The organism is Lysinibacillus sp. G4S2 (assembly GCF_030348505.1).
In the GTDB taxonomy this organism is placed as follows: Bacteria; Bacillota; Bacilli; order Bacillales_A; family Planococcaceae; genus Lysinibacillus.
Window position 1 is genome coordinate 169,999 of sequence record NZ_JAUCFJ010000002.1, and the last position, 22,774, is coordinate 192,772.

A 22,774-nucleotide genomic window follows, 5' to 3' on the forward strand; every position below is an offset into this window, starting at 1 on the left:
AAGTATTAAGGTGAAAATCCGCGTAAACTTTTATGGTAGGGTATGAGAACTAAAAACAGCGGCCCTATCAATTAAAAATTATAGCGGATTTTTACCATGTTATTTCTTAGATCATACCACCATTCATCAGCAAAATAAGACCGACGAAAAACATTATCCATGACAGGGCTGAACTTGTGCTTTTATCAAGAAGTGCTTGTATTTTTCTTAACGGCGTATTCATAAAGCGTCTGAATAGTATGTGTAAGCCGAGTAAGATGATTGCTGGTGTAATCATCATTAGATTATATCCGGCCATGATGGGCAACCATTCATAAAAAGCTAAATGGTTGCTTGTTAAGATGCCTATTGTGGCGAAATAGGGTAAAGCCATTGCCACTTCTAAAAGAGAAGTCGTGAACCCTAAAGCAATCATTGCTCCAATACTAAACGATTTTGGCTTAGGGGATCCTGAAGTTTTTTTCTTCGGTACTAACCAACTCCCGACAAATAATAGCGCACCCACAATTGTCATTAGTAATCTAGCAGAGTGGCTATTTAATGCATTGGCAATTGGATCAAAAACGACATCTAAGCCAAGCATTAAGAAAATGCCGGTACTAAAATAAAATAGAGCTACTGTCGTTAAATAAGCTAATAGCAGTCGACTTTGCTGCTTTTTTGCCACAAGCAATACATATATAGTCACACCGATTATAGCTGGGCTAAACATATCTAGTATAGCTAAGCCACCAATAAACAATAAAGTTTCTGTGCTCATTGTTGAGGATCCCCTTTACGGATATTTTTAGCTTCATAAATAGTAAAAGCCTGTTCAATAAAATGTATGAAATCCTCCTCCAACGGGTACAAGCCAAGCTGTTCAGACTGTGAGGAGGATTTTCGTATTTCCCACATCTTTTCTAAAAATGATTCATGCCCTTTGTATTCCTCTGCTGCTTTTTCCATCATTCGTTTAATAATGCGTTGCACTGGAGCTGATTTAGCATCATAATTTTCCTTCAATTCCTTTAATTGACCTAATAAACCAATCCACTCTAAAGAATGCGGATCATTGCGATTTAAATTCGGGAGTTTTTTTATTAGCTTCAAATCAGTATCAGAAAAAATTTGTTTTCGAAATGCCTGTTTCTCCCCATTTTCTTGATTAGAAAGTTTAATGATCTTCTGAATAAGTGATTCATTTAAACTTCCCTCGATGGTCAAAGCATGCTGTAATCCAAGTATGGCGCTCTCCATCTGCTTTAATTTTTCTTGCTCCTTTTGCACAAAAGCAAGCTGATGATCTAAGCTTGCCGACCAATCCCAAGATTCATTGAGCAATGTTTGAATATCTTTTAATCGATATCCTAATGTTTTTAAAAACACAATTTGTTGTAGTGTTTTTAGCTCTTCCTCACCATATAACCTATGTCCACCTTCTGTTTTGGCTGTCGGAAATAATAAACCAATCTCTTCGTAATAACGCAGTGTTCGAACTGAAATCCCTGTGTGTTTTGAAACTTCATGAATGACAAGCAATTCGCGGCCCCCTTTTTAACTGTTACCAATATTGTACAAAATGACGTTGCGTAACTTTCAAGTAGTTTAGAAAAGAATTTTTTATCTTCATTCAGCAGATCTTTTCTGTGCGAAAGCGAAGCGACAGCAACAAATCTTTTCTGTGTGAAAGCGAAGCGACAGCAACAAATCTTTTCTGTGCGAAAGCGAAGCGACAGCAACAAATCTTTTCTGTGTGAAAGCGAAGCGACAGCAACAAATCTTTTCTGTGCGAAAGCGAAGCGACAGCAACAACAAAGCGCTCAGTCGGAACGCAAATCAACCCCACGTTATGGTAATAGGCTATATTATGTATCTTATCTTGGAATATCCAAAACTTAGGAATATAATGTAGCTATAACTCGGAATTTGTCAAATAACTCGGAAAATATGAATATATAATTAGGAGAGGTGGATATAATTGGATATAGAAAATTCCAATCGGTTTCTTACAGCGTTTAATCGGATAGATCAAAGGTTAAGAGATATTATCGGTGCAAAGGATTTTATGCCCTTTTATCGTCTCATCGATCAAGCTAAAAAGAAGGATGTACTAGTTCGTAAATATGAAGACGATTTGCGCTCTTATGCAGATTTACGAAATGCAATTGTTCATCATCGTACATCCTTAGAATATGTAATTGCTGAACCACATTTAGACGTGGTGGAAAGAATTGAATATATAGAGGCAACACTCGCTAAGCCCATACTTGTTGGACAAATGTTTCGCAAAAAAGTGCTAGTGTTTCAGGAAAGTGACTCATTAAAACATGTATTAAAAGTTATACGCCATCGTAAATATACACAGTTTCCTGTATACCATAAAGATCAGTTTAAAGGACTTGTGACGACAGTAGGAATTACAAACTGGCTAGCTACGGTGATGGTAGGCAATCAAATACCTGAGCAAATTCCGACTTTGTACGACATTTTATTACATGAAAAAAATAGAGTGAATTATAAATTTGTGAGTAGATACATAACGATTTACGAGGCTGAAGATATTTTTAAACAAGGAGTAGAGCGGGGAAGCCGTTTTGAGGCGTTGCTAATAACGGAGCACGGGAAGCCACATCAAAAACTAATCGGCATTGTTACGCCATTAGATATTGTAAAAATAGATTAAGCAAGACGAGACAAGCTGTTAAGGGCTTGATCGTCTTGCTTTATCCTTCAAGCTTACATATAGAGAGCCATTTGCTTGAACTTGGGCAAAAAAGACATCTTCAACGGATTGGACATTTTGTTTTTTTAGCTTCTTCATAAGCCAATCTTCTGTCAACTCAAGTTCAACTAAATTTTCATAAATAACCTGCCCATCTGAAGCTACTTCTGTTGGTATATAGGTTGGTGGTGTTACATCGGCCTTCACATCTTGTTTGGTAGCCGGTTGTTCAGTGGGCTTTGGTAGCACACTTAGTTTACCCGTCGTTTCAAGTAATGCATATTGCACATCTTGTACAGAGAATACGGCTTGTTCTCGTAGCATCATTGTTAACTCATCCATATGCAAACGGTTTTTTCTTAAAGCAGATTCTAAAATAAGTCCATTTTGAATAAGGATTGTCGGCTTATCATCGACAAGTACACGAGCCTTTTTAGATTTAATGGTAATAATGGTCATCAAATAAGTTAAAACGCCCCACCAAACTAATGCAATAAGCCCATCTAAGAATGGTGTTTCAGCCTGTGCTGCTATTTCAGATGCAATCGAACCAAATGTGATACCTGTCGTATAGTGGAAAAATGTAAGCTGACCAAGCTGCTTTTTTCCGAGAATTCGGGCTACAATTAGTAGTGCGAAAAAAGCAAGTGTTGCTCTAAGTATCATTTCCCAAAAATTAGCGTGAATAAAATCGTCCATACATAAATCAACTCCTTAAACTACTGTCGAAAAATAGCTTGTGCAAAAAGGTCAATAGTATGCGAAAATCGTTTGTATACCAAATTTTGAGATAAATTAGAAAGTGGGGTGGTAACATGAAACAGGTTGGAAATTTTAATAACCCTGTCTATCCAATTATGATTGCAATAGCTGTTGCTCATCTTATCAATGATACGATGCAGGCTGTTATTCCAGCGATGTTCCCGATATTAAAGAGTGATTTAGGTTTAACCTTTACACAAATAGGGCTTATATCATTTGTCTTGAACATATTTGCCTCAGCGTTACAGCCAGTTGTTGGCTTTATCAGTGATAAAAAGCCAATGCCATACGCGTTGCCAATTGGTATGATTAGTTCGTTTATAGGTATTGCAATAATCGCGTTCACAACGCAGTATTGGATTATTCTTATTGCGGTATTATTTTTAGGTTTTGGTTCAGCTATATTTCACCCTGAAGGATCAAGGGTGTCGTTTATGGCAGCAGGCTCCAAAAGAGGACTTGCACAGTCGGTTTATCAAGTGGGCGGAAATTCTGGACAAGCACTTGCCCCACTAATTAGTGCTTATATTTTTGATATTTTTGGACAACGTGGTGCGGCAATTGTATTAGTGGTGGCAACGGTCGGAATTATTCTGTTGAGTAAAATTGCAGGATGGTATAGAAAGCAGTTGGAGCAAGAGCGCGTAGCAAAGAAAAAACGCGTCTTAGTTTCTACGATGCCTCCTTTAACAAAAAAACAAGTAGGCATCGCGTTAACGTTACTATTTACTATTATTTTTGCGAGATCATTTTATACTACTAATATTACAAGTTTTTATGTATTTTATTTAATGGATCATTATGGTGTTAGTCTTCGTCTTGGACAAATTTTAATTTTCAGCTTTATGGCATTTGGTGTCATAGGAACATTTTTCGGAGGTTCATTATCAGATCGAATTGGTAGAAAAAATGTTATTTTATTATCCGTAGTTGTACCAATGCCATTTTGTTTAGCATTGCCTTATGTACCGCTATGGACTGCAATGATATTTTTAGTGATTATCGGTACACTCATTATGATTAGCTTCTCGGTAACAGTAGTCTACGCACAGGAGCTTGTCCCAACAAAAATTGGTACAATGGCAGGTTTAACAACTGGCTTTGCTTTCGGAATGGGTGCAATCGGTGCGATGGTAATTGGTGTATTAATGGACCAAAGGGGTATCGATTTTACGATGATGGTCGTATCTTTGTTACCATTATTATTACTAGTTGCATTTTTCTTACCTAAGGATACGCCAGCTTCGGCGGTGTAGCTTAATATTAGGAATAATTTTCGTCTTTGTAACGGCTCCTGTGGCAGGGCAATTAATATGTCGAGCAGCGTACCGTTCTCGCGTACCTTTAGCAGAAGGGGCGGGGAGGACGAACTGAAGAAAAATATATATGAGACAGGCAGATCTCCATTTTTGGGGATTTGTTTTTTTATTCATTTTGAAATTCCTCAGATTAGAGGGATAAATGTTGTGAAAACTGAAAATAGTAAAGTAATGCTGACTCATTACTAAAAACGTATGCCATGTATATAGGTTGATTGGAGTGAAGGTAGGGCTCCTTATGGATGATGAGTCAATGTTGATTGAAAAATCAAGATAAATTGATTTGTCAGAAAATTTTGTGTATAATATTTTATCTAAAAATTTTTAGTTTAGCTTGATTATTGCTTAAAAAGGGTATATCTTAATTAGCAGATAGATTTTTTATTCTTAAAGATGAATAAATATCCATTCGATATTTTCGAGAACTAGATTCTCGTAGACAATAAAACATAAATAAAAGGAGATCGTTGAATATGAAGAAGAAATTTTTCATGCTAATGCTCGTTCTAGTAATTGGTGTACTAGCAGCATGTGGCGCAAAAGAAGATAAAGCGAATAATGCAAGTTCAAATGCTGACAAAGGCACAGAAGAAAAGCAAGTATTAAAAGTAGGTACATCATCTGATTATGCACCATTCGAGTATGTTGATGTAGCAAAAGGTGAAGAAATTATCGGTTTTGATATCGATTTAATTAAATTAGTTGGTGAAAAATTAGGTGTAGAAGTGCAAGTTCAAGATATAGACTTCAACAGCCTAGTGCCAGCTCTACAAGCAGGTAAAGTTGATGTTGTTATTTCTGGTATGTCACCGAACAAAGAACGTGAAGAAGTTGTAGACTTCTCTGATAAATATAATCAAACAGAGCAAGTGATCATTGTAAAAAAAGATAGCGGTATTAAAAGTGAGGCTGATTTAGCTGGTAAAAAAATTGGTGTGCAAACAGCTTCTATCCAAGAAAATTTAGGTAATAAAATTGCTAAAGAAGTAGATGCAACGGTTGAAGGACGTACACGAATTCCTGAAATTATCCAAGACATGATGTCTAAACGTTTAGATGCTGGGATTGTAGAAAGCGGTGTAGCAAAAGGTTATTTGGCAACAAACGATCAACTAGAAGCGTTCCCGGTTAAAGAGCAACCTGAAGACTACAAAGCAATCGCTGTTCAAAAAGGTAGCGATCTTAAAGATAAAATTAACAAAGCATTAAAAGAATTAACGGATGAAGGCAAAATTAAAGAGCTAGAAGAAAAATGGTTAAAAGTTAAATAAGCAAGTTGAACTGCGATAGCTCTATTTCGAGCTATCGCTTATACTTTTCATTTCCTAAAAAAGAACGAGAAAGGAGGGGACGCTGTGAATTTAGATTTTACAGCTATCATTCCCTCTATTCCTTATATATTAAAAGGGATAGGTGTTACACTTCAAATTGCAATCGGGGCATCAATCATCGGTTTTATAATTGGTATATTACTAGCATTATGTAAAATTGGTAAAGTAAATGTTTTGCGTTGGTTTGCGGATTTTTATACATCGATTTTCCGTGGTACACCGCTCGTACTACAATTAATGATTATTTACTATGCAGTGCCACAATTATTAGATATTCAAATTGACCCAGTTCCAACGGCTATTATTGCATTCGGTTTAAACTCTGGTGCTTATATTTCTGAAATCATTCGCGGTGGTATTAATGCGGTCGATAAAGGACAGATGGAAGCGGCACAGGCACTAGGTATTCCATATGCAAAAATGATGAAGGATATTATTATCCCACAAGCCGTAAAAAATATTTTACCATCTTTAGTGAATGAATTTATTACATTAAATAAAGAAACAGCAGTTGTAACAGTTATTAGTGCACTGGATATTATGCGTCGAGCGTATATTGTAGGTGGCTCAACATACCGCTATCTTGAGCCTTTACTATTTGCAGGTGTAATCTACTACATTATGACGCTTGTATTAACGTTCCTTGGTAAAAGAATTGAGAAAGGAATGAGAAAAAGTGATTAAAATTGAAGATTTACACAAATCATATGGACAAAATGAAGTACTAAAGGGTATTTCAACAGAAGTTAAAGAAAAAGAAGTAATTGCCATTATTGGACCATCTGGATCTGGTAAATCAACATTCCTTCGTTGCTTAAATTTGTTGGAAGAGCCAACGAACGGAAAGATTACAATTGCTGGTGATGTTCTAACGGATAAAGGGACAGATATTATGAAAATCCGTGAAGAAGTTGGCATGGTGTTTCAACATTTCCATCTTTTCCCTCATAAAACGGTGCTCCAAAATTTAACATACGCACCGATCAATGTTAAGGGTATGGACAAGGCAGCTGCTATCAAAAAGGCTGAAGATTTATTAACGAAGGTAGGCCTATTTGAGAAGCGCAATGAATATCCAAACCGTCTATCAGGAGGGCAGAAGCAACGTGTTGCCATTGCCCGAGCACTAGCGATGGATCCTAAAGTAATTTTATTTGACGAACCAACCTCAGCTCTTGACCCTGAAATGGTAAAAGAGGTATTGGCTGTTATGAAAAACCTTGCTGATACTGGGATGACCATGTTAATCGTAACGCATGAGATGGGCTTTGCTCGTGAAGTTGCGGATCGTATATTATTCCTTGATGGCGGAAAGTTAATTGAGGATGCACCACCAGAGGAATTTTTCACATCCCCATCTACACAGCGTGCGAAAGATTTCTTAGAAAAAGTATTATAAACAGGGAAACGCATTTAGACTTCTTGAAGGAGTGTCTAGATGCGTTTTTTTTACTTTTGTTCATTTGTTGTGGTATTTATACGATTTAGATGGCGGAAAGAAGAGTCTAAGTGACGGATGGAAGGGCAGAAGTGACGGAAAGAGAAGCTAGGGCGGCGGAAAGAGAAGCAAGAGCGACGGATAGAATCGAAGCGAAGGAAAGAAGAGCCAAAGCGACGGATAGAAAGGCTGAAGTGACGGAAAGAAAAGCCGAGGCGACGGAAAGAAGAGCCAAGGTGACGGATAGAAAGGCAGAAGTGACGGAAAGAGTAGCCGAGACGACGGAAAGAGAAGTTAGAGTGACGGATAGAATCGAAGCGACGGAAAGAAGAACCAAAGTGACGGATAAAAAGGCCGAAGTGACGGAAAGAAGGCCCGAGGCGACGGAAAGCGAGGCTAGAGCGACGGATAGAATCGAAGCGACGGAAAGAAGAGCCAAGGTGACGGATAGGAAGGCAGAAGTGACGGAAAGAAAACCCGGGGCGACGGAAAGAGACGCTAGAGCGACGGATAGAATCGAAGCGACGGAAAGAAGAGCCAAGGTGACGGATAGAAAGGCAGAAGTGACGGAAAGAGTAGCCGAGACGACGGAAAGCGTGGCTAGAGCGACGGATAGAATCGAAGCGACGGAAAGAAGAGCCAAGGTGACGGATAGAAAGGCAGAAGTGACGGAAAGAGTAGCCGAGACGACGGAAAGCGAGGCTAGAGCGACGGATAGAATCGAAGCGACGGAAAGAAGAGCCAAGGTGACGGATAGGAAGGCAGAAGTGACGGAAAGAAGACCCGAGGCGACGGAAAGAGAAGCTAGAGCGACGGATAGAATCGAAGCGACGGAAAGAAGAGCCAAAGTGACGGATAAAAAGGCCGAAGTGACGGAAAGAAGAGCCAAGGTGACGGAAAGAAGAGCCAAGGTGACGGATAGAAAGGCAGAAGTGACGGAAAGAGTAGCCGAGACGACGGAAAGAGAAGTTAGAGCGACGGATAGAACGTCATAAAAGGAGAGGCAGTCACCGGAACGTAGTGGAGAGATATCTTACCAGGCGTGTTGATTAGGAAAAAATAGGTTTTATTATTGATCGATGAAAGGGTTTTTCTTGTTGCTATTTAGTGTCGAGCCCCAAAACAGAATCGCTAAAGCTACTTTCGTTCGTTTTATAGGAATACTTTGAAGATTTATCGAAACTAAATCGCTCTTTATCGAAACTATTTGAGCTTTTATCGAAACAAAATCTTATTTTATCGAAACTATTTGGGCTTTTATCGAAAAACAAGCTCTTTCTATCAAAGAAATCAACATCATGGTGGATAAAAATGGTTAATCAACACACCTGATATCTTACATTAATATGAAGAAACATCAAATCATGAATAAAAGAGTAACTTAATGAGAATGATGTTATTCTTTTTGTGCAATCTATGGATTTTCACAGCATAGACTTACAATTCGAAAGTTTTATGCTTATAATAGGAGGGTAAGATTTTTATCTGAAAAAGTAGCCACAAAGTGAGCGATTGCGATTGAAAAAATTATTATATGTAGCTTTTTTTCTTGTTTTTATAGTCATTTTTTTGTACGTAAACAATCACTGGCTGGTTGTAAGCAAGTATGAATTCGAGTCAGAAAAAGTGCCTGCCAGTTTTGATGGGCTACGCATTACGCAAATAACAGATTTACAGGATGCTCTCTTTGGCGAACAGCAAGAGAAACTCATAGCGAAGGTGAAGGCAACAAATCCTGACCTGATTTTTATTACAGGTGATTTAGTGGATAGTAATCGTTATGATTTGGAGCGAAGCTTGCAGGCTGTTAGAGGATTAGTTAAAGTAGCGGATGTCTATTATGTACTAGGAAACCATGAAGTAGCGACAAATAAAGTTAATGTAATTTATGAGGAGCTGTCATCGTTAGGTGTACATGTGTTGTCCAATGAATCGACCGTCATTGAGCGCGACGGGGAGCGCTTGGCGATTGTTGGCATAGAAGATCCGTTATCGGGTAGAACAACGAAAGAAATGCTAGAAATAGCAACAAAAAATGTTCCACCAAATGTACTAACGATTTTACTAGCGCATCGACCAGAAGTGTTTAATACGTATGTGGAGTTTGGCATTGATTTAGCATTTGCAGGACATGCTCATGGTGGGCAAGTTCGAATTCCTGGTATTGGCGGACTTTTCGCACGAGGACAGGGAATATTCCCAAAATATACGTCTGGTGTTTATACGGAAGGAACAACAACTATGGCCGTTAGTCGAGGACTAGGTAATAGTACAGTGCCTATTCGAATTTTTAATCCACCAGAGATTCTTGTAATGGAATTAAAGAAAAAATAAGCACTGCGTCTTTGCTACGCAGTGCTTTCTATTTGAGGCTGGGACAAAACCTCATTTTTCTGCAGCGAAATTGGAGCGGAGCGCAACGGCAGCAACAGAAATCTTTAATGAGCTGCAGTTTTGAGATTTGTCGAGAACTTTTGATTGTTTATCGACCAACTTTATCGATTTATCAACCAACTTTTTTAGTTTATCAACCAACTTTTGAAAAATATCGACATTTATCTTCATGCAACACTAAATTTAACATCAAAAAAGCGCGAGAAATCAACGTTTCTAAATTGATTTCTCGCGCTTTTTAGGTTTTGGCCAGTTATGTCCCAGCCTCTAGTTTGTAATTCATCATCGGAAAGGCTAGTTAAGTACTTCTTGCATAGCTTCAAATAGTTGCTCGGTAGAGATCATACACTCGCCACCGCCTTGTACCATTTGATCACTTCCGCCACCTTTTCCATTAATGAGTGGCAGTGCCTTTGTAGCAATGTCTTTCATGCTTTTTTCAACTTTTGCGCCACGTGCTGCGACAAACTGAAGCTTGTCTTCGTTTTCTGAAACAAGTAATACGATAGCTTCTGTCTGCTCAGCGACAATCGTTCTAGCTAATTTTTGAAGCTCTTGCATAGTGCGCTGATTAAAGGCGGCAGTAATAATGCGCTTGTTACTTGAAACTAGCGCTTTTGCTTCATAATTTAGCAGCTCCTCTTTTGCCGCCAAAAGTGCTTTTTCCGTATTTTTCTGTGTTGTTAAGATTTTTGTAAGTGCTGTAGCTGCTTCAACTTCAGGTACACTCAATTGTCTTGCAACATCAGCTAGTACTTTCTTACGCATGGCAAGCTCCGCTAAAACTCGATGGCCACAGACAAAAGAGACACGAATATTGCCTTTCATTTTTTCCGTTCCAAGAATTTTTATCGCGCTGACTTGTCCAGTTGATGTTGGGTGGGTACCGCCACAACCGTTGTAATCAAAATCAGGAATAATAACAAGTCGAATATCTCCTGTAACGGCTACATCTTTACGTAGGCTGTAGTTCTCTAATTCTTTTTCTGTAATCCATGTCGTTTCAATTGGACGATTTTCCAAAATAATTTCATTGGCACGAGTTTCCGCTGCTACAACCTGTTCCTCTGTAAGGGTGTCCACGGCAATATCAATTGTGACCTGCTCACTACCTAAGTGAAAGCTAACAGTTTGTGCATCAAAAAGCTCCACAAACGCAGCTGTTAAAATATGTTGACCAGCATGCTGCTGCATATGATCAAATCGTCGTTGCCAATTCAATTGTCCATGCACTTCTCCCATCAAAGTCGAAGAATCATCTTGAATATAATGACGAATTTCATCATTAATTTTCTCGACATCAATAACCTTGATATCATTTAAAGTACCAGTGTCATGAGGTTGTCCGCCTCCTGTTGGATAAAATGCAGTATTTGATAGCACCACGTAGTTACGACCATCTGCATCGGTTCCTTTATTGACAATTGTTGCATTAAATTCACGTAACATAACATTTTGATAATATAGTAGCTCTTTCAAGAAAAAGCCTCCTTTATGTAAGAGAATCACGTCTCTCGATTAATTTATTTTCATTGTGGCATAATTACTTTCAAGTGTATACGAGTTTTCTATTTGACCCATGCTGAATTTGATTTAATATATAAAGGAACAGGTTAACTTAAAGGAGATCATACAATGGAAATTACACAATTCTCAATGGAAGAAATTTTAGATCCAACAAATATTATTGAAGGTAAGCGCTATGAATTTATTTTAGATGTAGATATTGATGAAGAAGATGAGCTTTACCACGAAGCAGGTATTGAGATTCGTGTATTAATTGCTGAAAAAGATGAAGCACCATTTATTTTAAATTACTTCATCATGGAAAAAGCAGAGAGCGAGTATTTAGATTTTGCATTAGAGGATGATGAGCTAGAAGAGATTTTAGCATTCTGCAAAGAGGAAATGGCAAAAGCATAATAGGCAAGTGTGGATTGTACAGGTAAAGAAAATTTCTTTACCTGTTTTTTTAAGAATTATTTAAGCTTGGTGAAATATTAGTGTTGTGTTCAAGGGCTAAACTGAGTTTTAGAATTAAAAAAGAGGTTTTAAAACGAAGAGGTGCTTTATGTCAGTTTATACACATTCAATAATGGTAGCTTTATTAATAACAATTTTCTCATCCTTTATGCTATTTGTGCCTTGGCTTATTTATACGTATCGGAAATATGGCTACTTATCTGTATCCAAAACTATTATTACGTTCTCATTTATTTTTTACTTTTTATCGGCATTATGCTTAGTTTTATTGCCTTTCCCAGAAACGCGTGATACTTGCTCTTTGCAAGCCCCAGATACTGTCCATTATAATTTACATCCTTTTCAATTTGTCACGGATATTTTAAAGGATAGTGGGATTGTTTTGACGAATCCATCAACATGGATTTATATACCGAAGCAGCCTGCTTTTTTTCAGGCACTTTTTAATTTCTTACTGCTCATGCCTTTTGGCGTGTACTTGCGTTATTTCCTTAAAAAAAGAAAGTACTGGAAACGTGCATTTCTATTTAGCTTTTTGCTAACATTGTTTTATGAGGTAACCCAATTTACAGGGATTTATGGCATCTTTAATTGTGCGTATCGAATTTTTGATGTGGATGATTTAATGCTTAACAGTGTTGGTGCACTAATAGGGTTCTTCTTAGCCCCTGTTGTGTGGGCGCTGTTTCCTTCTCATGAAAAGGTGACGGCTAAAGCAGCAGAAATGGTCGAGAAAGATATTGTCAAACCGTTATCGATTTTGTTGGCACTAGCAATAGATTTATTTATAGCGCAAGTCATATTGTTCTTCGTTAGTGTCGTAACAGGCTATAGTGGCATGTTTGAGTTTTTAATAAAAATTGCTTTGTATATGTTGCTCTTTGGTGTTGTTCCAAGCTTTACAAAAGGTGCAACATTAGGGATGAAGTTTATGCGATTTACAATGGTCAGTGAAAATGGCAAAAGTATTGTCAGTCAATCGTTGCGTCGTTGCGTTGCTATTCTCGTGATAGTCTGCATTTCGGAGATTATAACAATTATAGGGAACATAAAATTAGATATGGATTCACCATTTTATGTACTACAAATTGTCATTACCATGTTAGCCTTTATAGCGAACTTTGTTCTAATGATGGTTATTGCTATTCATGTAATTCGTGTCATTGTAAGTGGAGGTAGACGCCGCTTTTATATGGACTATTATGCAGGCCTACTAGCAACGAGAAGAAAATAAGGGGGATTGTTGGATGAAATACGTAATCATCGGGGGAGATGCTGCCGGAATGTCAGCAGCAATGGAAATATATCGAAATGTACCAGGAGCAGAGATTACTTCTTTAGAACGTGGATTTATTTATTCATATGGGCAGTGTGGGTTGCCCTATGTTGTAGATGGACGTATTTCATCGACAAAGCGTTTAATAGCAAGAGATGTTGAAACATTTCGTGATAAGTACGGCATTGATGCACGTGTTGGGCATGAGGTTAACGGAATTGATGTGGATCAGCAGCTTGTGTTTGGAACGCAGGCATCTGGGGAATCATTTGAAATTCCCTATGATAAGTTACTTATTGCAACAGGGGCAGATCCTATTATGCCAGTAAAAAAGGGTTCAGATTTAACAGGTATACACACAGTAAAAACAATACCTCAGTTAGATGATTTACTAGCCGATTTGACGCCAGATATAGAACAAGTAACAATTATAGGGGCAGGTTATATTGGGCTAGAGATGGCTGAGACGATACATGCTTGCGGTAAAAAAGTAAGATTAATTCAACGAGGTAGCTCTGTTGCGAGAATTTTAGATGAAGAGCTGGCGCAACATGTCCATGCGGAAGCAAAAAAGAACGACATCGAGCTTGTGCTAAATACAAAAGTAGAGGCATTTGAGGGGAATCACCGTGTTGAGCGTGTTATGACGGACAATGGCGCATTTGAAACAGATTTAGTCATTATGGCTGCGGGGATTAAACCAAATACTCAATTTTTAGAAGGTACAGGTATAGCACTAGAGAAAAATGGTGCGGTGATCGTCAATCGACATTTAGAGACATCTGTTGAAAATATTTATGCTGCAGGAGATTGTGCAACGCATTTTAATATAGTGAAAGAACGCTTAGATTATGTACCTCTTGGAACGACAGCTAATAAGCAAGGTCGTTTAGCGGGACTCAATATGTCGGGTAAGTTTGCGCCGTTTCGTGGGATTGTAGGTACGTCGATCTTAAAGTTTTTCAATTTAACGATTGCCACGACGGGTATTAATGAGCGCAATGCTAAAGAGCTAGGTTTTGAATATGAGGCATTTAAATTGTCTGCGCGCCATATTGCTGGTTATTATCCAGGTGCCCAACGGATATTTATTAAAATTGTTGTTCGTAAGCGAGATCAACAGCTTTTAGGCGCACAAATTGTTGGCCCAGCAGGTGTTGATAAACGTATCGATGTTTTTGCGACAGCCTTATACAATAAAATGACGTTACCAGATTTACTAGATTTAGATTTATCTTACGCGCCTCCTTTCAATGGTGTTTGGGATCCTTTACAACAGATTGCTAGAATAAATGCGCGTTTATAACGTAGGGGGTAATTAGACATGAGCATTTACGACATTCAAGTCGCTTTAGAAGACGGTACTCAGTACAGCTTAGATCGTTATAAGGGGAAGGCAATGTTAATTGTTAATACCGCTTCAAAATGTGGTTTTACACCGCAGTTTGAAGAATTAGAAGGTCTATATAAAAACTATCAGGATGAGGGCCTTGTTATACTTGGCTTCCCATCAAATCAGTTTAAACAAGAGGTAGCAACTGCTGAGGAAGCGGCGTCACAATGTCGTTTAACATATGGGGTGACGTTCCCTATGCATGAAATTGTGAAGGTCAATGGCAAAGATGCACATCCTATTTTTGATTATCTAACGTCTCATTCAAAAGGCTTTCTCGGTAAAAGTGTAAAGTGGAATTTCACAAAATTCCTTGTGAATCGCAACGGCGAGGTTGTTGGACGCTATGGATCAGCTGATAAACCGAGTAGCTTTGAGGGCGATATTAAAAAAGTATTAACATAATAAAGTTGAAGGATTCATGCACAGTTTTGTGTGTGAATCCTTTTTTTTGTGTGCTTTGGAAGGTGGATGTCGATAAAACTTAAAAGTTAGGTGATAAAAAGTAAAAGTTGGTGGATAAAACATGAAAGTTTATCGATAAAACGAAAAAGTTAGGTGACATTTTGTTAAAACGAATGTCATGTGGATAGGTTGATAGGATTGGAGGCTGGACGACATAATAAAGTAAAATGATTCGCACAAAGTATGAGTGTGAATCATTTTTTATGCTCTTTTGAGGGTGGATGTCGATAAAACTTAAAAGTTAGTGGATAAAACGTAAAAGTTCGGTGATAAAACATGAAATCGATAAAACTAAAAAGTTGGATGACATTTTGTTAAAACGTATGTCATGTGGATAAGTTGATAGGATTGGAGACTGGGCGACTCCTTGGGGATCAGCGTCGCAGATGAGACCCTGCAGCGTAGCGAATGTTTTCTGTGCGAAAGCGTAGTGCTAGCGTAGCGGCAGCACCAAAAGCGGCTCATCGGACGCCCCCAGGAAGCTCTGCTCTGCGCGAAAGCGAAGCGTCAGCGGCAAATGTTTTATCTGCGCGAAAGCGAAGCGTCAGCGGCAAAGCGCCCAGTCGGAACGAAAATCAACCTCTCATTAAGGTGTCGATTTAAGGTTGTTGTAAGCTTGCGTCAAATTTGCTGTAAGTTTGGGGTCGTATACTGAAGTCAGAAAGAAGAGGTGAGCGTTTATGACGCCATTATTAAAGGTACAAAATGTAGAAAAAACTTACGGCAAAGGCGCGAATATATTTACAGCGCTATCGGATATATCATTTGAAGTAGAAAAGGGAGAGTTTGTTGGTGTAATGGGGCCTTCAGGGGCTGGGAAATCAACGCTACTAAATGTGTTAGCAACGATTGATACGCCAACGACTGGTGAAATTGTTATTGGTGATACAAACTTAGCGCGCATGAAGGATGCAGAGTTAGCAGATTTTCGTCGTGACAATTTAGGGTTTATCTTCCAAGACTATAACTTGCTTGATTCGTTAACAGTTCGTGAAAATATCGTATTGCCGCTCGCGATTGCAAAAGTGCCAACAAAGGCAATTAACGCAAGGGTAGAACGTATAGCCACACTGTTTGGTATAAAAGAGTTACTCGATAAATATCCATATCAAATTTCAGGTGGACAAAAGCAACGTACAGCTTCATCACGTGCGTTAGTAACAGAGCCGAAGTTAATCTTTGCGGATGAACCGACTGGTGCTCTTGATTCAAAATCAGCAACAGACTTGCTTGAAAGTTTAAGTGATTTGAATAATTCTCAAGCTGCGACAATTATGATGGTTACACATGATGCATTTGCAGCAAGCTTTTGCCAGCGCATACTATTCATTCAGGACGGACAGCTTTCTAAGGAAATTCATCGTGGTATTCAAACAAGAAAGCAGTTTTTCCAAGAGATTTTACAGGTGCTTGCTGGCATCGGAGGTGGAGTAAATGACGTTATTTAGTTTAGCGCGTAAAAATATTCAGCGCAATTTGTCGAATTACTTTTTATATATCGCCTCGATGGTATTTAGTATCGTTATCTACTTTACGTTTGTGACATTGAAATATAATGATGATCTTTCAGCATTAAAACAATCATCGCAGCAAATTAAAGGATTGATGAGTGCATCATCCGTTGTGCTATTATTCTTTATCATCATCTTTATGGCGTATTCCAATTCGTTCTTTATGAAGAGACGAAAAAAGGAAGTAGCACTTTACTCTTTATTAGGTGTGCGTAAGCAGAAAATTGGCTTAATGCTCTTTTTTGAGAATTTAGTGATTGGGCTTGTCTCTCTAGTGCTTGGAATTGTTCTTGGATTCTTTATGTCACAAGGGTTATTAATGATTTTAGTACGTCTTATGGGCTATGAGGTTGTAGGAAGTTTAACATTTTCAACTGAAGCACTATTAAATACTACGGGGATTTTTACGTTATTATTTTTATTCACATCTTTACAGGGCTATCGTGTCATTTATCAATTTAAACTGATTGACCTGTTTCATGCTGAGAAGCAAGGAGAAAGAATTCCGCGTGCATCATTAGTAGCAGCTATTCTTGGGACGTTGCTAATTGCATTTGGTTATTACACAGCATCTGAAGATATATTCACGAGTGAGATTTGGAGATTCTTCACAGTATTAGGTACTCCGCTGCTGGTGATAGGTGTGACAATTGCAGGGACATATCTATTATTCCATAGTGTTAGCGTATTTGTATTAACGACGTTGAAAAAAGCAACAACTTGGTCATGGAAATGCTTGAATTTAATCGGTGTATCACAATTATTGTACCGTATTCGAGCAAATGCTAAATCTCTTTCAATCATCGCTATTTTAAGTGCGACAACGATCACAGCAGGTGGCGGCGTTTTCGGAATGTACTACAATGCGGAAGCAACGGTACGTCAAATGCTACCTAACACATTTATGTGGAAGGGCGATACGGTGAAATTTTCGCAAGAAGACGTTTTATACAATGAATCGCTTTCTGTGAAAAATTTACGTGTCGATAATGAAAATTCGTTTTTTGAATATACATTATTAAAGGAATCCGACTATAATCGTTTAGCAAAATTGCAGGGGAAAGAAGAAGAGTTGCACATTGCAGATGGTTCAACAGTGTTACTTGATGCCACTTTTGATGAACGTTTTTCACATGATTTCACGGGTGAAGGGTTTAAATTGGAGAACGGGGAATCATTTCAGGTTGAAAAAATGTATACAGAGAGTGTATTAAATTATATTGCAGCTGGTACAGTACTCGTTGTTAATGATGAAGTGTTTGCTGCCATAAACGCAGAGAATGTTAAGATGCAAGTTGTTGGTATGGATAATGACTTGAAGAAAAAAGCCGTTTCAAAGGAAATTTACAATCAGCTATCTACTGAACAGCAAGAAGGTTTTTCAAGTGTTCCGCAAAGTTATGAGGATAGTTTAGCAACCGTTGGATCACTATTGTTTGTAGGAAGCTTTTTAGGACTAGTCTTTTTAGCAGCGACAGGAAGTATTATTTATTTCAAAATTTTAACAGAGGCTGAGGAAGATCAGGCGAAATATGCAATTTTAAATAAAATCGGTGTTAACAGTAAGCAAATATTAAAAACAGTTGCAGGGCAGGTTGCTGTCATCTTTAGTGCACCACTCATTGTTGGCATCGTGCATAGTGCATTTGCGCTACTAGCCTTTTCGCAGCTATTTAATATGGATATAACAAAACCAGTAATACTGTGGATGATTGCTTATTCAGCAATTTACGGCATATATTATATCTTTACAGTTCGTTCATTCTATAAAATTGTGAGACAGGGGAAATAATATGAAAAAGGTTTTCTTAGGTATAGGCGCATTGTTCTTGTTGTTCGTAGCAGGCCTTGTTGTTCTGATGACCGTTGATTTTAACCGTTTAAATAAAGAAGCATACTATGTTCATATCACTGCTGATGGTAAATTGGAAGAAAATAAATCTAGTAACGGAGAGATATGGAAATCTTATTGGTACGAGCTACCTGCCTATGACAAAAATGGGAAGGAAAAAACATTGAAGTTTTCAGCTCATAAAAATTTACGTCACGATTCGTATTTGAAGCTTTATGTAAAAAAAGAAACGGAAGTTACATCATATGATGAAGTAAAATTCCATGAGCTACCTACAAAAATACAAGAGCAAATGAAATAATAAGAAGAAGGAGTAGGAGTAGTCCCTAACGAAACAGGGCTACTCCTTTTTTTCTACTTGAAATTGAATGCTGACAGTTGTACCTTGTTGTCCTTCTGAGGTAATCGTTACAGTTCCTCCGTGCGCTTCAATAATATCTCTAGCAATAGCAGTACCTAACCCGGTACCATGTGTTTGTTCAGTATTTGTACCTCGGTAATAGCGCTCAAAAATATGTTCAAGGTCTTCTGCAGCAATGCCACTGCCATTATCAGAAATCGTAATAGAATGATCATCAACATGAACGTTGACTGAAACATCAGAAGGATTATGAAGCAAGGCATTGTGTAAAAAATTCATCACTGCTCGGCGCATAAAGTGCTCGTCAATGTGATGCTTTATAACATCTTTAGCCGCATTAAATTCAATATTGGCCTGCTCATATTGTGGCGTATTTAGTGTATCAATAACGATTTCGCGGATAAATTGCACCATATTTACCTCGGTTAAGCTGAGTGGAAGCTGCTGATGTCTTAATCGCATAGTTAGGTTTAAATCATCCAGCAAATCTTGCATATGCAATGATTGCTTTTCGATAATTTGAGCGTATTCCGTTTGTTCATGAGGCGTTAATGTCCCGTCATTCAGTAGCTCCGCATAACCACGAATCGAGGCAAGAGGCGTTTTCATATCATGTGAGACATTACTGATCCATTCCTCGCGCATCATCTCTAAACGTTTACGCTCCTGCTCATGTGCAGCTAAATCTCTTGATACCTCATTTAAATTCTCAAAAACTGGTTTGTACACGCCACCTGGCATTTTACTAGGCATATGCTCACGATTCTTTAAATGACGAATACGTTCAATCATGGCATATAGAGGCTTGGTTAACGTTCGGCCGAAAAGCCAGCCAACGAGTGCAGCTACTAATAAATCAGCAATGACAATGAGAAGCCCAAACTTGCCGATAAATTGTAATGCCGATGAGCCAGAAATATGAAATACATATCTCGAAACACCACTTCCCTTGATGCCGATTAGATAACTAATACTTTCTTTACTTCCCATATAAACGGTTGTATCACGATCGAATTCTTTATATTTATAAACTTGAATTAAGTCAATTGGTGCATAGTGTGAAGGAGCTTTTTCTGGAGTAAAATGGGCATCAATGACTTGTCCATTAGCATCAAGCAATTGAATCCAAGCATCTTGCTGATGCAATTGTTGAAGTCCCGCCTTACTTATAGAAGGTGTTCCGTTACTTATATCGATATATTGCTGAAATTCACGAACGAATCTTTCCTCTGAATAAGCAGAGGCATTATAATTATTGACCTGCTGGAAAATTAAAAAACCAATTAAAATGGCTGTATTCACAAAAATAACAATGATGACAATGGAAATCACAGAAAGTAGAAAGCGGGAAGTTAGTTTCCATCTCATCCTTGTGTCCCTTTTGGAATGACAAATTTATAGCCTAGTCCTTTTACGGTTGTAATATACACAGGTTTTGAGGCATCTTTTTCAATCTTTTCGCGCAGACGTCGAATATGCACCATAACCGTATTGTCTGAGCCGAAAAAATCCTCTCCCCAAACACTCTCGAACAGTGTCTCTTTACTTAAAATACGATTAGGATTGTGCATAAAGCAAGCCATCAAGCCAATCTCCTTCGCCGTTAGCTCCAATAAAACGTCCTCTTTATGTACCTCCGTTTCATCCCCATTTAGCAGAAATGGACCAACTTGTATGGCCTTCGCGGAAGTCATTGGTGCTACCTCCTGTGTTTGATAGCCAGCTCTACGCAGCTGTGCCTTCACACGATAGGCAACCTTTTTAGGACTAAAGGGTTTTGTAATATAATCGTCTCCACCAATAGCGAGCCCTAAAATTTTATCAATTTCCTCATTTTTCGCTGACATGAAAAGCACTGGTACATGCGACACGTCTCGAATACGTCGACATAAATCGTAACCTTCACCATCAGGAAGCATCACATCAAGAAGTACAATATCGGGTTGTGACTGTTGAAAGCTCGTCCATGCTTCTTGAATGGAGCCCGCCGTATGAATTTGTTTATAGCCCTCTTTTTGTAGACTGACTTTTAGCAGATTTGCTAAATCAGCCTCATCATCCACCACTAAAATAGTTGGTTCTTGCATGGTTAAACACGTCCTTTCCGTTTTTTTATGAAATCACTAATAACTCTTAGCGATAATTAGAAGTGTATTGAAAGACTTTTTTCTTATTATAAATGAAACACACTGGAAAGACGAAAAGATGTCATTGCTTGCTACGTTAAAAAAAGTTGAGAGTTTTAGTGAGTGGGCTTCGATATAGTTAGTGAAGAAGCTTTTTCAATCAACATAAAGGAGGCGAAATGATGAGATGTTCAGCTGAAAATTTCATTAGCCGTTTACAAAATCAAAAAGAAGATGCGCTTGAATATGTAATTGACCATTATTCAGGCTTCGTCCATGCAATCGCTTATAAAATCCTTTCCGGCATCAATAAGGACTCTATTGATGACTGTGTTAATGATGTATTCCTAGCCATTTGGCAAAATGCAAAACAATTTAAAGGCGAACCAGAGGATTTCAAAAAATGGATAGGGATGCTGACAAAATATAAAGCCATAGATTTATTCCGTAAGCTTGAAAAACAACAGGCACGAGAGAAGGGGGACGAGGGGCTCTTGCAAAAGCCCGATATAAAAGATACACAGCAGGAGCTTTTGAAAAAGGAGCAAAGAAACGATTTACTATTAGCAATTAGTCACTTAGAAAATATTGATCGAGATATTTTCATGATGAAGTATTATTTGCAATTAACAAATACAGAGATAGCAGAAGCACTGCATTTATCAAAAGCCGCCGTAGAAAACCGGCTTTATCGAGGGAAGAAGAAACTAGCATCAACAATACAGTTGAAGGAGGCATTCATATGACAAAAAGTTATAAAGAGTGGCTGGATCTGGATGTGGATCAAATTGAACCAATCGAATTATCTGCACAGCAAAAAATGAAGCTTAAACAAACGATTTTAAAAAAGCAAACAACAAGGAAGCGTATGCCAAAATGGGTGCGTCATATAGCAGTAGCAGCAATAATTGGCATTAGTATGATAACGACCGTAAATATTGCTTTTCCAACACTTGCTTCACAAATTCCGTTTATGAAAAATATTGCTAGCTATTTTGATAATAAAAGCACAATGTTTGAGAATTTTGATAGTTATGCAACGGAAATTGGACAGGTTCATTCTAGTAATGGCTTATCTATGATGATAGAGAATGCTGTGTATGACGGTACCTCACTGACAATTTCTTTTGCACTTGAAACAGATACAGATTTAGGAGATTCTCCGTTTATAGAAGGAGACTTCATGGATTTCAAAGGAGCTGTTGGTGGTGGAGGAAGTAGCCGACTGGAAAAGATAGGTGATAATAAATATATCGGATTAGCAAATGTAACACCTCATTTCGATAAAGAGGCTCCAGATGAATTAGAAATAACGTGGAAACCAAAAGCTTTTCTCAACACGGATAAAGATACAAAAGTGGAAGGGGATTGGGCATTTAATTTTAAGGTTTCTAAGTTAGCAGGTGAGCTACAGCTAGTCAATGAAACTGTTACAAACTATGATGTCACAGCCCGATTTACAGCACTTGGAAAAAATGATATGTCTACTGTTATTCACTATGAATATGAAGTTGTCCCAGAGGTGCTAAAAAAGTGGCCAGAAGTAACAGTTCAATTTGATCAATTGCGAGACAATCTTGGCAATACCTATGTAGTAAACGGAAATGGAGCTAAAAGTGAGGACAGTGGCATTTCCTATAAATCGAGTGCTACTGTACAGACCATTGATCCAGCGGCTACATCGATTACATTTGTTCCTAATATCTATTTTTCCTTAGGCTCAGGGCAAGGTATGGAAATAAAAGAGATGGATTCTGTGACAATTCCATTAAAATAAATTTACCCGCGGAAAGTGTGTGAATATCCACGACTGAAATATACTAACCAGAAATAAAGGGTTTTTGTGCAATCAAAAAGTA

General features: G+C 38.1%; 24 protein-coding genes and 1 pseudogene. 18 read left to right on the top strand and 7 right to left on the bottom strand.

Going from position 1 to position 22,774, the window contains the following annotated elements:
- Positions 1-106: 106 nt before the first annotated feature.
- Both QUF91_RS01190 and QUF91_RS01195 read right to left on the bottom strand, forming a co-directional pair.
- On the bottom strand, positions 107-760 hold the full coding sequence (locus QUF91_RS01190; RefSeq protein WP_289416554.1) for a GAP family protein: 654 nt from the start codon (positions 758-760) through the stop codon (positions 107-109).
- Positions 757-1,521 carry a MerR family transcriptional regulator gene (locus tag QUF91_RS01195; RefSeq protein ID WP_289416555.1) on the bottom strand — a complete coding sequence of 255 codons (765 nt, stop codon included), beginning with the start codon at positions 1,519-1,521 and terminating at the stop codon, positions 757-759. The genes QUF91_RS01190 and QUF91_RS01195 overlap by 4 nt, the downstream gene beginning before the upstream one ends.
- A 144-nt stretch (positions 1,522-1,665) precedes the next feature.
- Between QUF91_RS01195 and QUF91_RS01200 the strand changes: the two genes are divergently transcribed.
- Positions 1,666-1,881, top strand: coding sequence for a hypothetical protein (locus QUF91_RS01200; RefSeq protein ID WP_289416557.1), 216 nt, complete (start codon positions 1,666-1,668; stop codon positions 1,879-1,881).
- Between the two features lie 79 nt (positions 1,882-1,960).
- Positions 1,961-2,665 (top strand): CBS domain-containing protein, encoded by a 705-nt coding sequence (locus QUF91_RS01205; RefSeq protein ID WP_289416559.1) that lies wholly within the window; start codon positions 1,961-1,963, stop codon positions 2,663-2,665.
- Between the two features lie 18 nt (positions 2,666-2,683).
- Here the strand turns inward: QUF91_RS01205 and QUF91_RS01210 are convergent, their stop codons facing one another.
- Entirely contained in the window at positions 2,684-3,403 is a 720-nt protein-coding gene (locus QUF91_RS01210) for a DUF421 domain-containing protein (RefSeq protein ID WP_289416560.1), read from the bottom strand.
- A gap of 116 nt (positions 3,404-3,519) precedes the next feature.
- Here QUF91_RS01210 and QUF91_RS01215 point away from each other — a divergent pair, with 116 nt between their 5' ends.
- From QUF91_RS01215 to QUF91_RS01235, 5 genes and pseudogenes are all read left to right on the top strand, one after another.
- Entirely contained in the window at positions 3,520-4,722 is a 1,203-nt protein-coding gene (locus QUF91_RS01215) for an MFS transporter (protein ID WP_289416561.1), read from the top strand.
- 1 nt (position 4,723) lies between these two features.
- Positions 4,724-4,854 (top strand): annotated as a pseudogene (locus tag QUF91_RS01220) (Na+/H+ antiporter subunit G); the annotation flags it as partial.
- Positions 4,855-5,258: 404 nt separating this feature from the next.
- Positions 5,259-6,056, top strand: a complete 798-nt coding sequence (locus QUF91_RS01225; RefSeq protein ID WP_285396962.1) for a transporter substrate-binding domain-containing protein — start codon at positions 5,259-5,261, stop codon at positions 6,054-6,056.
- 84 nt (positions 6,057-6,140) lie between these two features.
- The gene (locus QUF91_RS01230) at positions 6,141-6,800 is read left to right on the top strand and encodes an amino acid ABC transporter permease (protein ID WP_285396961.1); all 660 of its coding nucleotides are present in this window, start codon (positions 6,141-6,143) and stop codon (positions 6,798-6,800) included.
- Positions 6,793-7,515: an amino acid ABC transporter ATP-binding protein gene (locus QUF91_RS01235; protein WP_285396960.1), complete on the top strand. Its 723-nt coding sequence runs from the start codon at positions 6,793-6,795 to the stop codon at positions 7,513-7,515. Before QUF91_RS01230 ends, QUF91_RS01235 begins: the two co-directional genes overlap by 8 nt.
- 106 nt (positions 7,516-7,621) lie before the next feature.
- Here QUF91_RS01235 and QUF91_RS01240 read toward each other — a convergent pair whose 3' ends face one another.
- Positions 7,622-8,464 (bottom strand): hypothetical protein, encoded by an 843-nt coding sequence (locus tag QUF91_RS01240; RefSeq protein ID WP_289416566.1) that lies wholly within the window; start codon positions 8,462-8,464, stop codon positions 7,622-7,624.
- Between the two features lie 608 nt (positions 8,465-9,072).
- Between QUF91_RS01240 and QUF91_RS01245 the strand changes: the two genes are divergently transcribed.
- Complete coding sequence (locus tag QUF91_RS01245) at positions 9,073-9,888, top strand: metallophosphoesterase (RefSeq protein ID WP_285397129.1); 816 nt, start codon at positions 9,073-9,075, stop codon at positions 9,886-9,888.
- A gap of 354 nt (positions 9,889-10,242) precedes the next feature.
- On the opposite strand, the gene QUF91_RS01250 is transcribed toward QUF91_RS01245, so the two are convergent.
- Complete coding sequence (locus QUF91_RS01250) at positions 10,243-11,427, bottom strand: alanyl-tRNA editing protein (protein ID WP_285398654.1); 1,185 nt, start codon at positions 11,425-11,427, stop codon at positions 10,243-10,245.
- Positions 11,428-11,583: 156 nt separating this feature from the next.
- Between QUF91_RS01250 and QUF91_RS01255 the strand changes: the two genes are divergently transcribed.
- The 8 genes from QUF91_RS01255 (at position 11,584) to QUF91_RS01290 (ending at position 18,729) form a co-directional block, all read left to right on the top strand.
- Positions 11,584-11,871 carry a DUF6509 family protein gene (locus QUF91_RS01255; protein WP_289416568.1) on the top strand — a complete coding sequence of 96 codons (288 nt, stop codon included), beginning with the start codon at positions 11,584-11,586 and terminating at the stop codon, positions 11,869-11,871.
- 148 nt (positions 11,872-12,019) lie between these two features.
- The gene (locus QUF91_RS01260; protein ID WP_285398657.1) at positions 12,020-13,165 is read left to right on the top strand and encodes a VanZ family protein; all 1,146 of its coding nucleotides are present in this window, start codon (positions 12,020-12,022) and stop codon (positions 13,163-13,165) included.
- A 13-nt stretch (positions 13,166-13,178) separates the two neighbouring features.
- Complete coding sequence (locus QUF91_RS01265) at positions 13,179-14,513, top strand: FAD-dependent oxidoreductase (protein ID WP_289416570.1); 1,335 nt, start codon at positions 13,179-13,181, stop codon at positions 14,511-14,513.
- Between the two features lie 18 nt (positions 14,514-14,531).
- Positions 14,532-15,005 carry a glutathione peroxidase gene (locus QUF91_RS01270; RefSeq protein ID WP_289416572.1) on the top strand — a complete coding sequence of 158 codons (474 nt, stop codon included), beginning with the start codon at positions 14,532-14,534 and terminating at the stop codon, positions 15,003-15,005.
- A 468-nt stretch (positions 15,006-15,473) separates the two neighbouring features.
- On the top strand, positions 15,474-15,668 hold the full coding sequence (locus QUF91_RS01275; protein WP_289416574.1) for a hypothetical protein: 195 nt from the start codon (positions 15,474-15,476) through the stop codon (positions 15,666-15,668).
- 77 nt (positions 15,669-15,745) lie between these two features.
- Positions 15,746-16,513 (top strand): ABC transporter ATP-binding protein, encoded by a 768-nt coding sequence (locus QUF91_RS01280; RefSeq protein WP_285398663.1) that lies wholly within the window; start codon positions 15,746-15,748, stop codon positions 16,511-16,513.
- Positions 16,500-18,368 (top strand): ABC transporter permease, encoded by a 1,869-nt coding sequence (locus QUF91_RS01285; protein WP_289416576.1) that lies wholly within the window; start codon positions 16,500-16,502, stop codon positions 18,366-18,368. Before QUF91_RS01280 ends, QUF91_RS01285 begins: the two co-directional genes overlap by 14 nt.
- 1 nt (position 18,369) lies before the next feature.
- Positions 18,370-18,729 (top strand): YxeA family protein, encoded by a 360-nt coding sequence (locus QUF91_RS01290; protein ID WP_285398666.1) that lies wholly within the window; start codon positions 18,370-18,372, stop codon positions 18,727-18,729.
- Positions 18,730-18,768: 39 nt separating this feature from the next.
- On the opposite strand, the gene QUF91_RS01295 is transcribed toward QUF91_RS01290, so the two are convergent.
- Both QUF91_RS01295 and QUF91_RS01300 read right to left on the bottom strand, forming a co-directional pair.
- Entirely contained in the window at positions 18,769-20,157 is a 1,389-nt protein-coding gene (locus QUF91_RS01295) for a sensor histidine kinase (protein ID WP_289416579.1), read from the bottom strand.
- Positions 20,154-20,876: a response regulator transcription factor gene (locus tag QUF91_RS01300; protein ID WP_289416580.1), complete on the bottom strand. Its 723-nt coding sequence runs from the start codon at positions 20,874-20,876 to the stop codon at positions 20,154-20,156. Before QUF91_RS01300 ends, QUF91_RS01295 begins: the two co-directional genes overlap by 4 nt.
- 221 nt (positions 20,877-21,097) lie before the next feature.
- Between QUF91_RS01300 and QUF91_RS01305 the strand changes: the two genes are divergently transcribed.
- A complete protein-coding gene (locus tag QUF91_RS01305; RefSeq protein ID WP_289416582.1) occupies positions 21,098-21,661 on the top strand; it encodes a sigma-70 family RNA polymerase sigma factor in 564 nt (187 codons plus the stop codon).
- Entirely contained in the window at positions 21,658-22,692 is a 1,035-nt protein-coding gene (locus tag QUF91_RS01310) for a DUF4179 domain-containing protein (RefSeq protein ID WP_289416584.1), read from the top strand. Before QUF91_RS01305 ends, QUF91_RS01310 begins: the two co-directional genes overlap by 4 nt.
- The last annotated feature ends 82 nt before the right edge of the window (positions 22,693-22,774 follow it).

Excerpts from the sequence above, each read along its gene's own strand:
- QUF91_RS01210 (WP_289416560.1), bottom strand. The coding sequence starts at position 3,403 with ATGGACGATTTTATTCACGCTAATTTTTGGGAAATGATACTTAGAGCA.
- QUF91_RS01255 (WP_289416568.1), top strand. The coding sequence starts at position 11,584 with ATGGAAATTACACAATTCTCAATGGAAGAAATTTTAGATCCAACAAAT.
- QUF91_RS01275 (WP_289416574.1), top strand. The coding sequence starts at position 15,474 with ATGTTTTCTGTGCGAAAGCGTAGTGCTAGCGTAGCGGCAGCACCAAAA.
- QUF91_RS01265 (WP_289416570.1), top strand. The coding sequence starts at position 13,179 with ATGAAATACGTAATCATCGGGGGAGATGCTGCCGGAATGTCAGCAGCA.
- QUF91_RS01310 (WP_289416584.1), top strand. The coding sequence starts at position 21,658 with ATGACAAAAAGTTATAAAGAGTGGCTGGATCTGGATGTGGATCAAATT.
- QUF91_RS01290 (WP_285398666.1), top strand. The coding sequence starts at position 18,370 with ATGAAAAAGGTTTTCTTAGGTATAGGCGCATTGTTCTTGTTGTTCGTA.
- QUF91_RS01270 (WP_289416572.1), top strand. The coding sequence starts at position 14,532 with ATGAGCATTTACGACATTCAAGTCGCTTTAGAAGACGGTACTCAGTAC.
- QUF91_RS01215 (WP_289416561.1), top strand. The coding sequence starts at position 3,520 with ATGAAACAGGTTGGAAATTTTAATAACCCTGTCTATCCAATTATGATT.
- QUF91_RS01260 (WP_285398657.1), top strand. The coding sequence starts at position 12,020 with ATGTCAGTTTATACACATTCAATAATGGTAGCTTTATTAATAACAATT.
- QUF91_RS01280 (WP_285398663.1), top strand. The coding sequence starts at position 15,746 with ATGACGCCATTATTAAAGGTACAAAATGTAGAAAAAACTTACGGCAAA.
- QUF91_RS01190 (WP_289416554.1), bottom strand. The coding sequence starts at position 760 with ATGAGCACAGAAACTTTATTGTTTATTGGTGGCTTAGCTATACTAGAT.
- QUF91_RS01305 (WP_289416582.1), top strand. The coding sequence starts at position 21,098 with ATGAGATGTTCAGCTGAAAATTTCATTAGCCGTTTACAAAATCAAAAA.
- QUF91_RS01295 (WP_289416579.1), bottom strand. The coding sequence starts at position 20,157 with ATGAGATGGAAACTAACTTCCCGCTTTCTACTTTCTGTGATTTCCATT.
- QUF91_RS01285 (WP_289416576.1), top strand. The coding sequence starts at position 16,500 with ATGACGTTATTTAGTTTAGCGCGTAAAAATATTCAGCGCAATTTGTCG.
- QUF91_RS01225 (WP_285396962.1), top strand. The coding sequence starts at position 5,259 with ATGAAGAAGAAATTTTTCATGCTAATGCTCGTTCTAGTAATTGGTGTA.
- QUF91_RS01300 (WP_289416580.1), bottom strand. The coding sequence starts at position 20,876 with ATGCAAGAACCAACTATTTTAGTGGTGGATGATGAGGCTGATTTAGCA.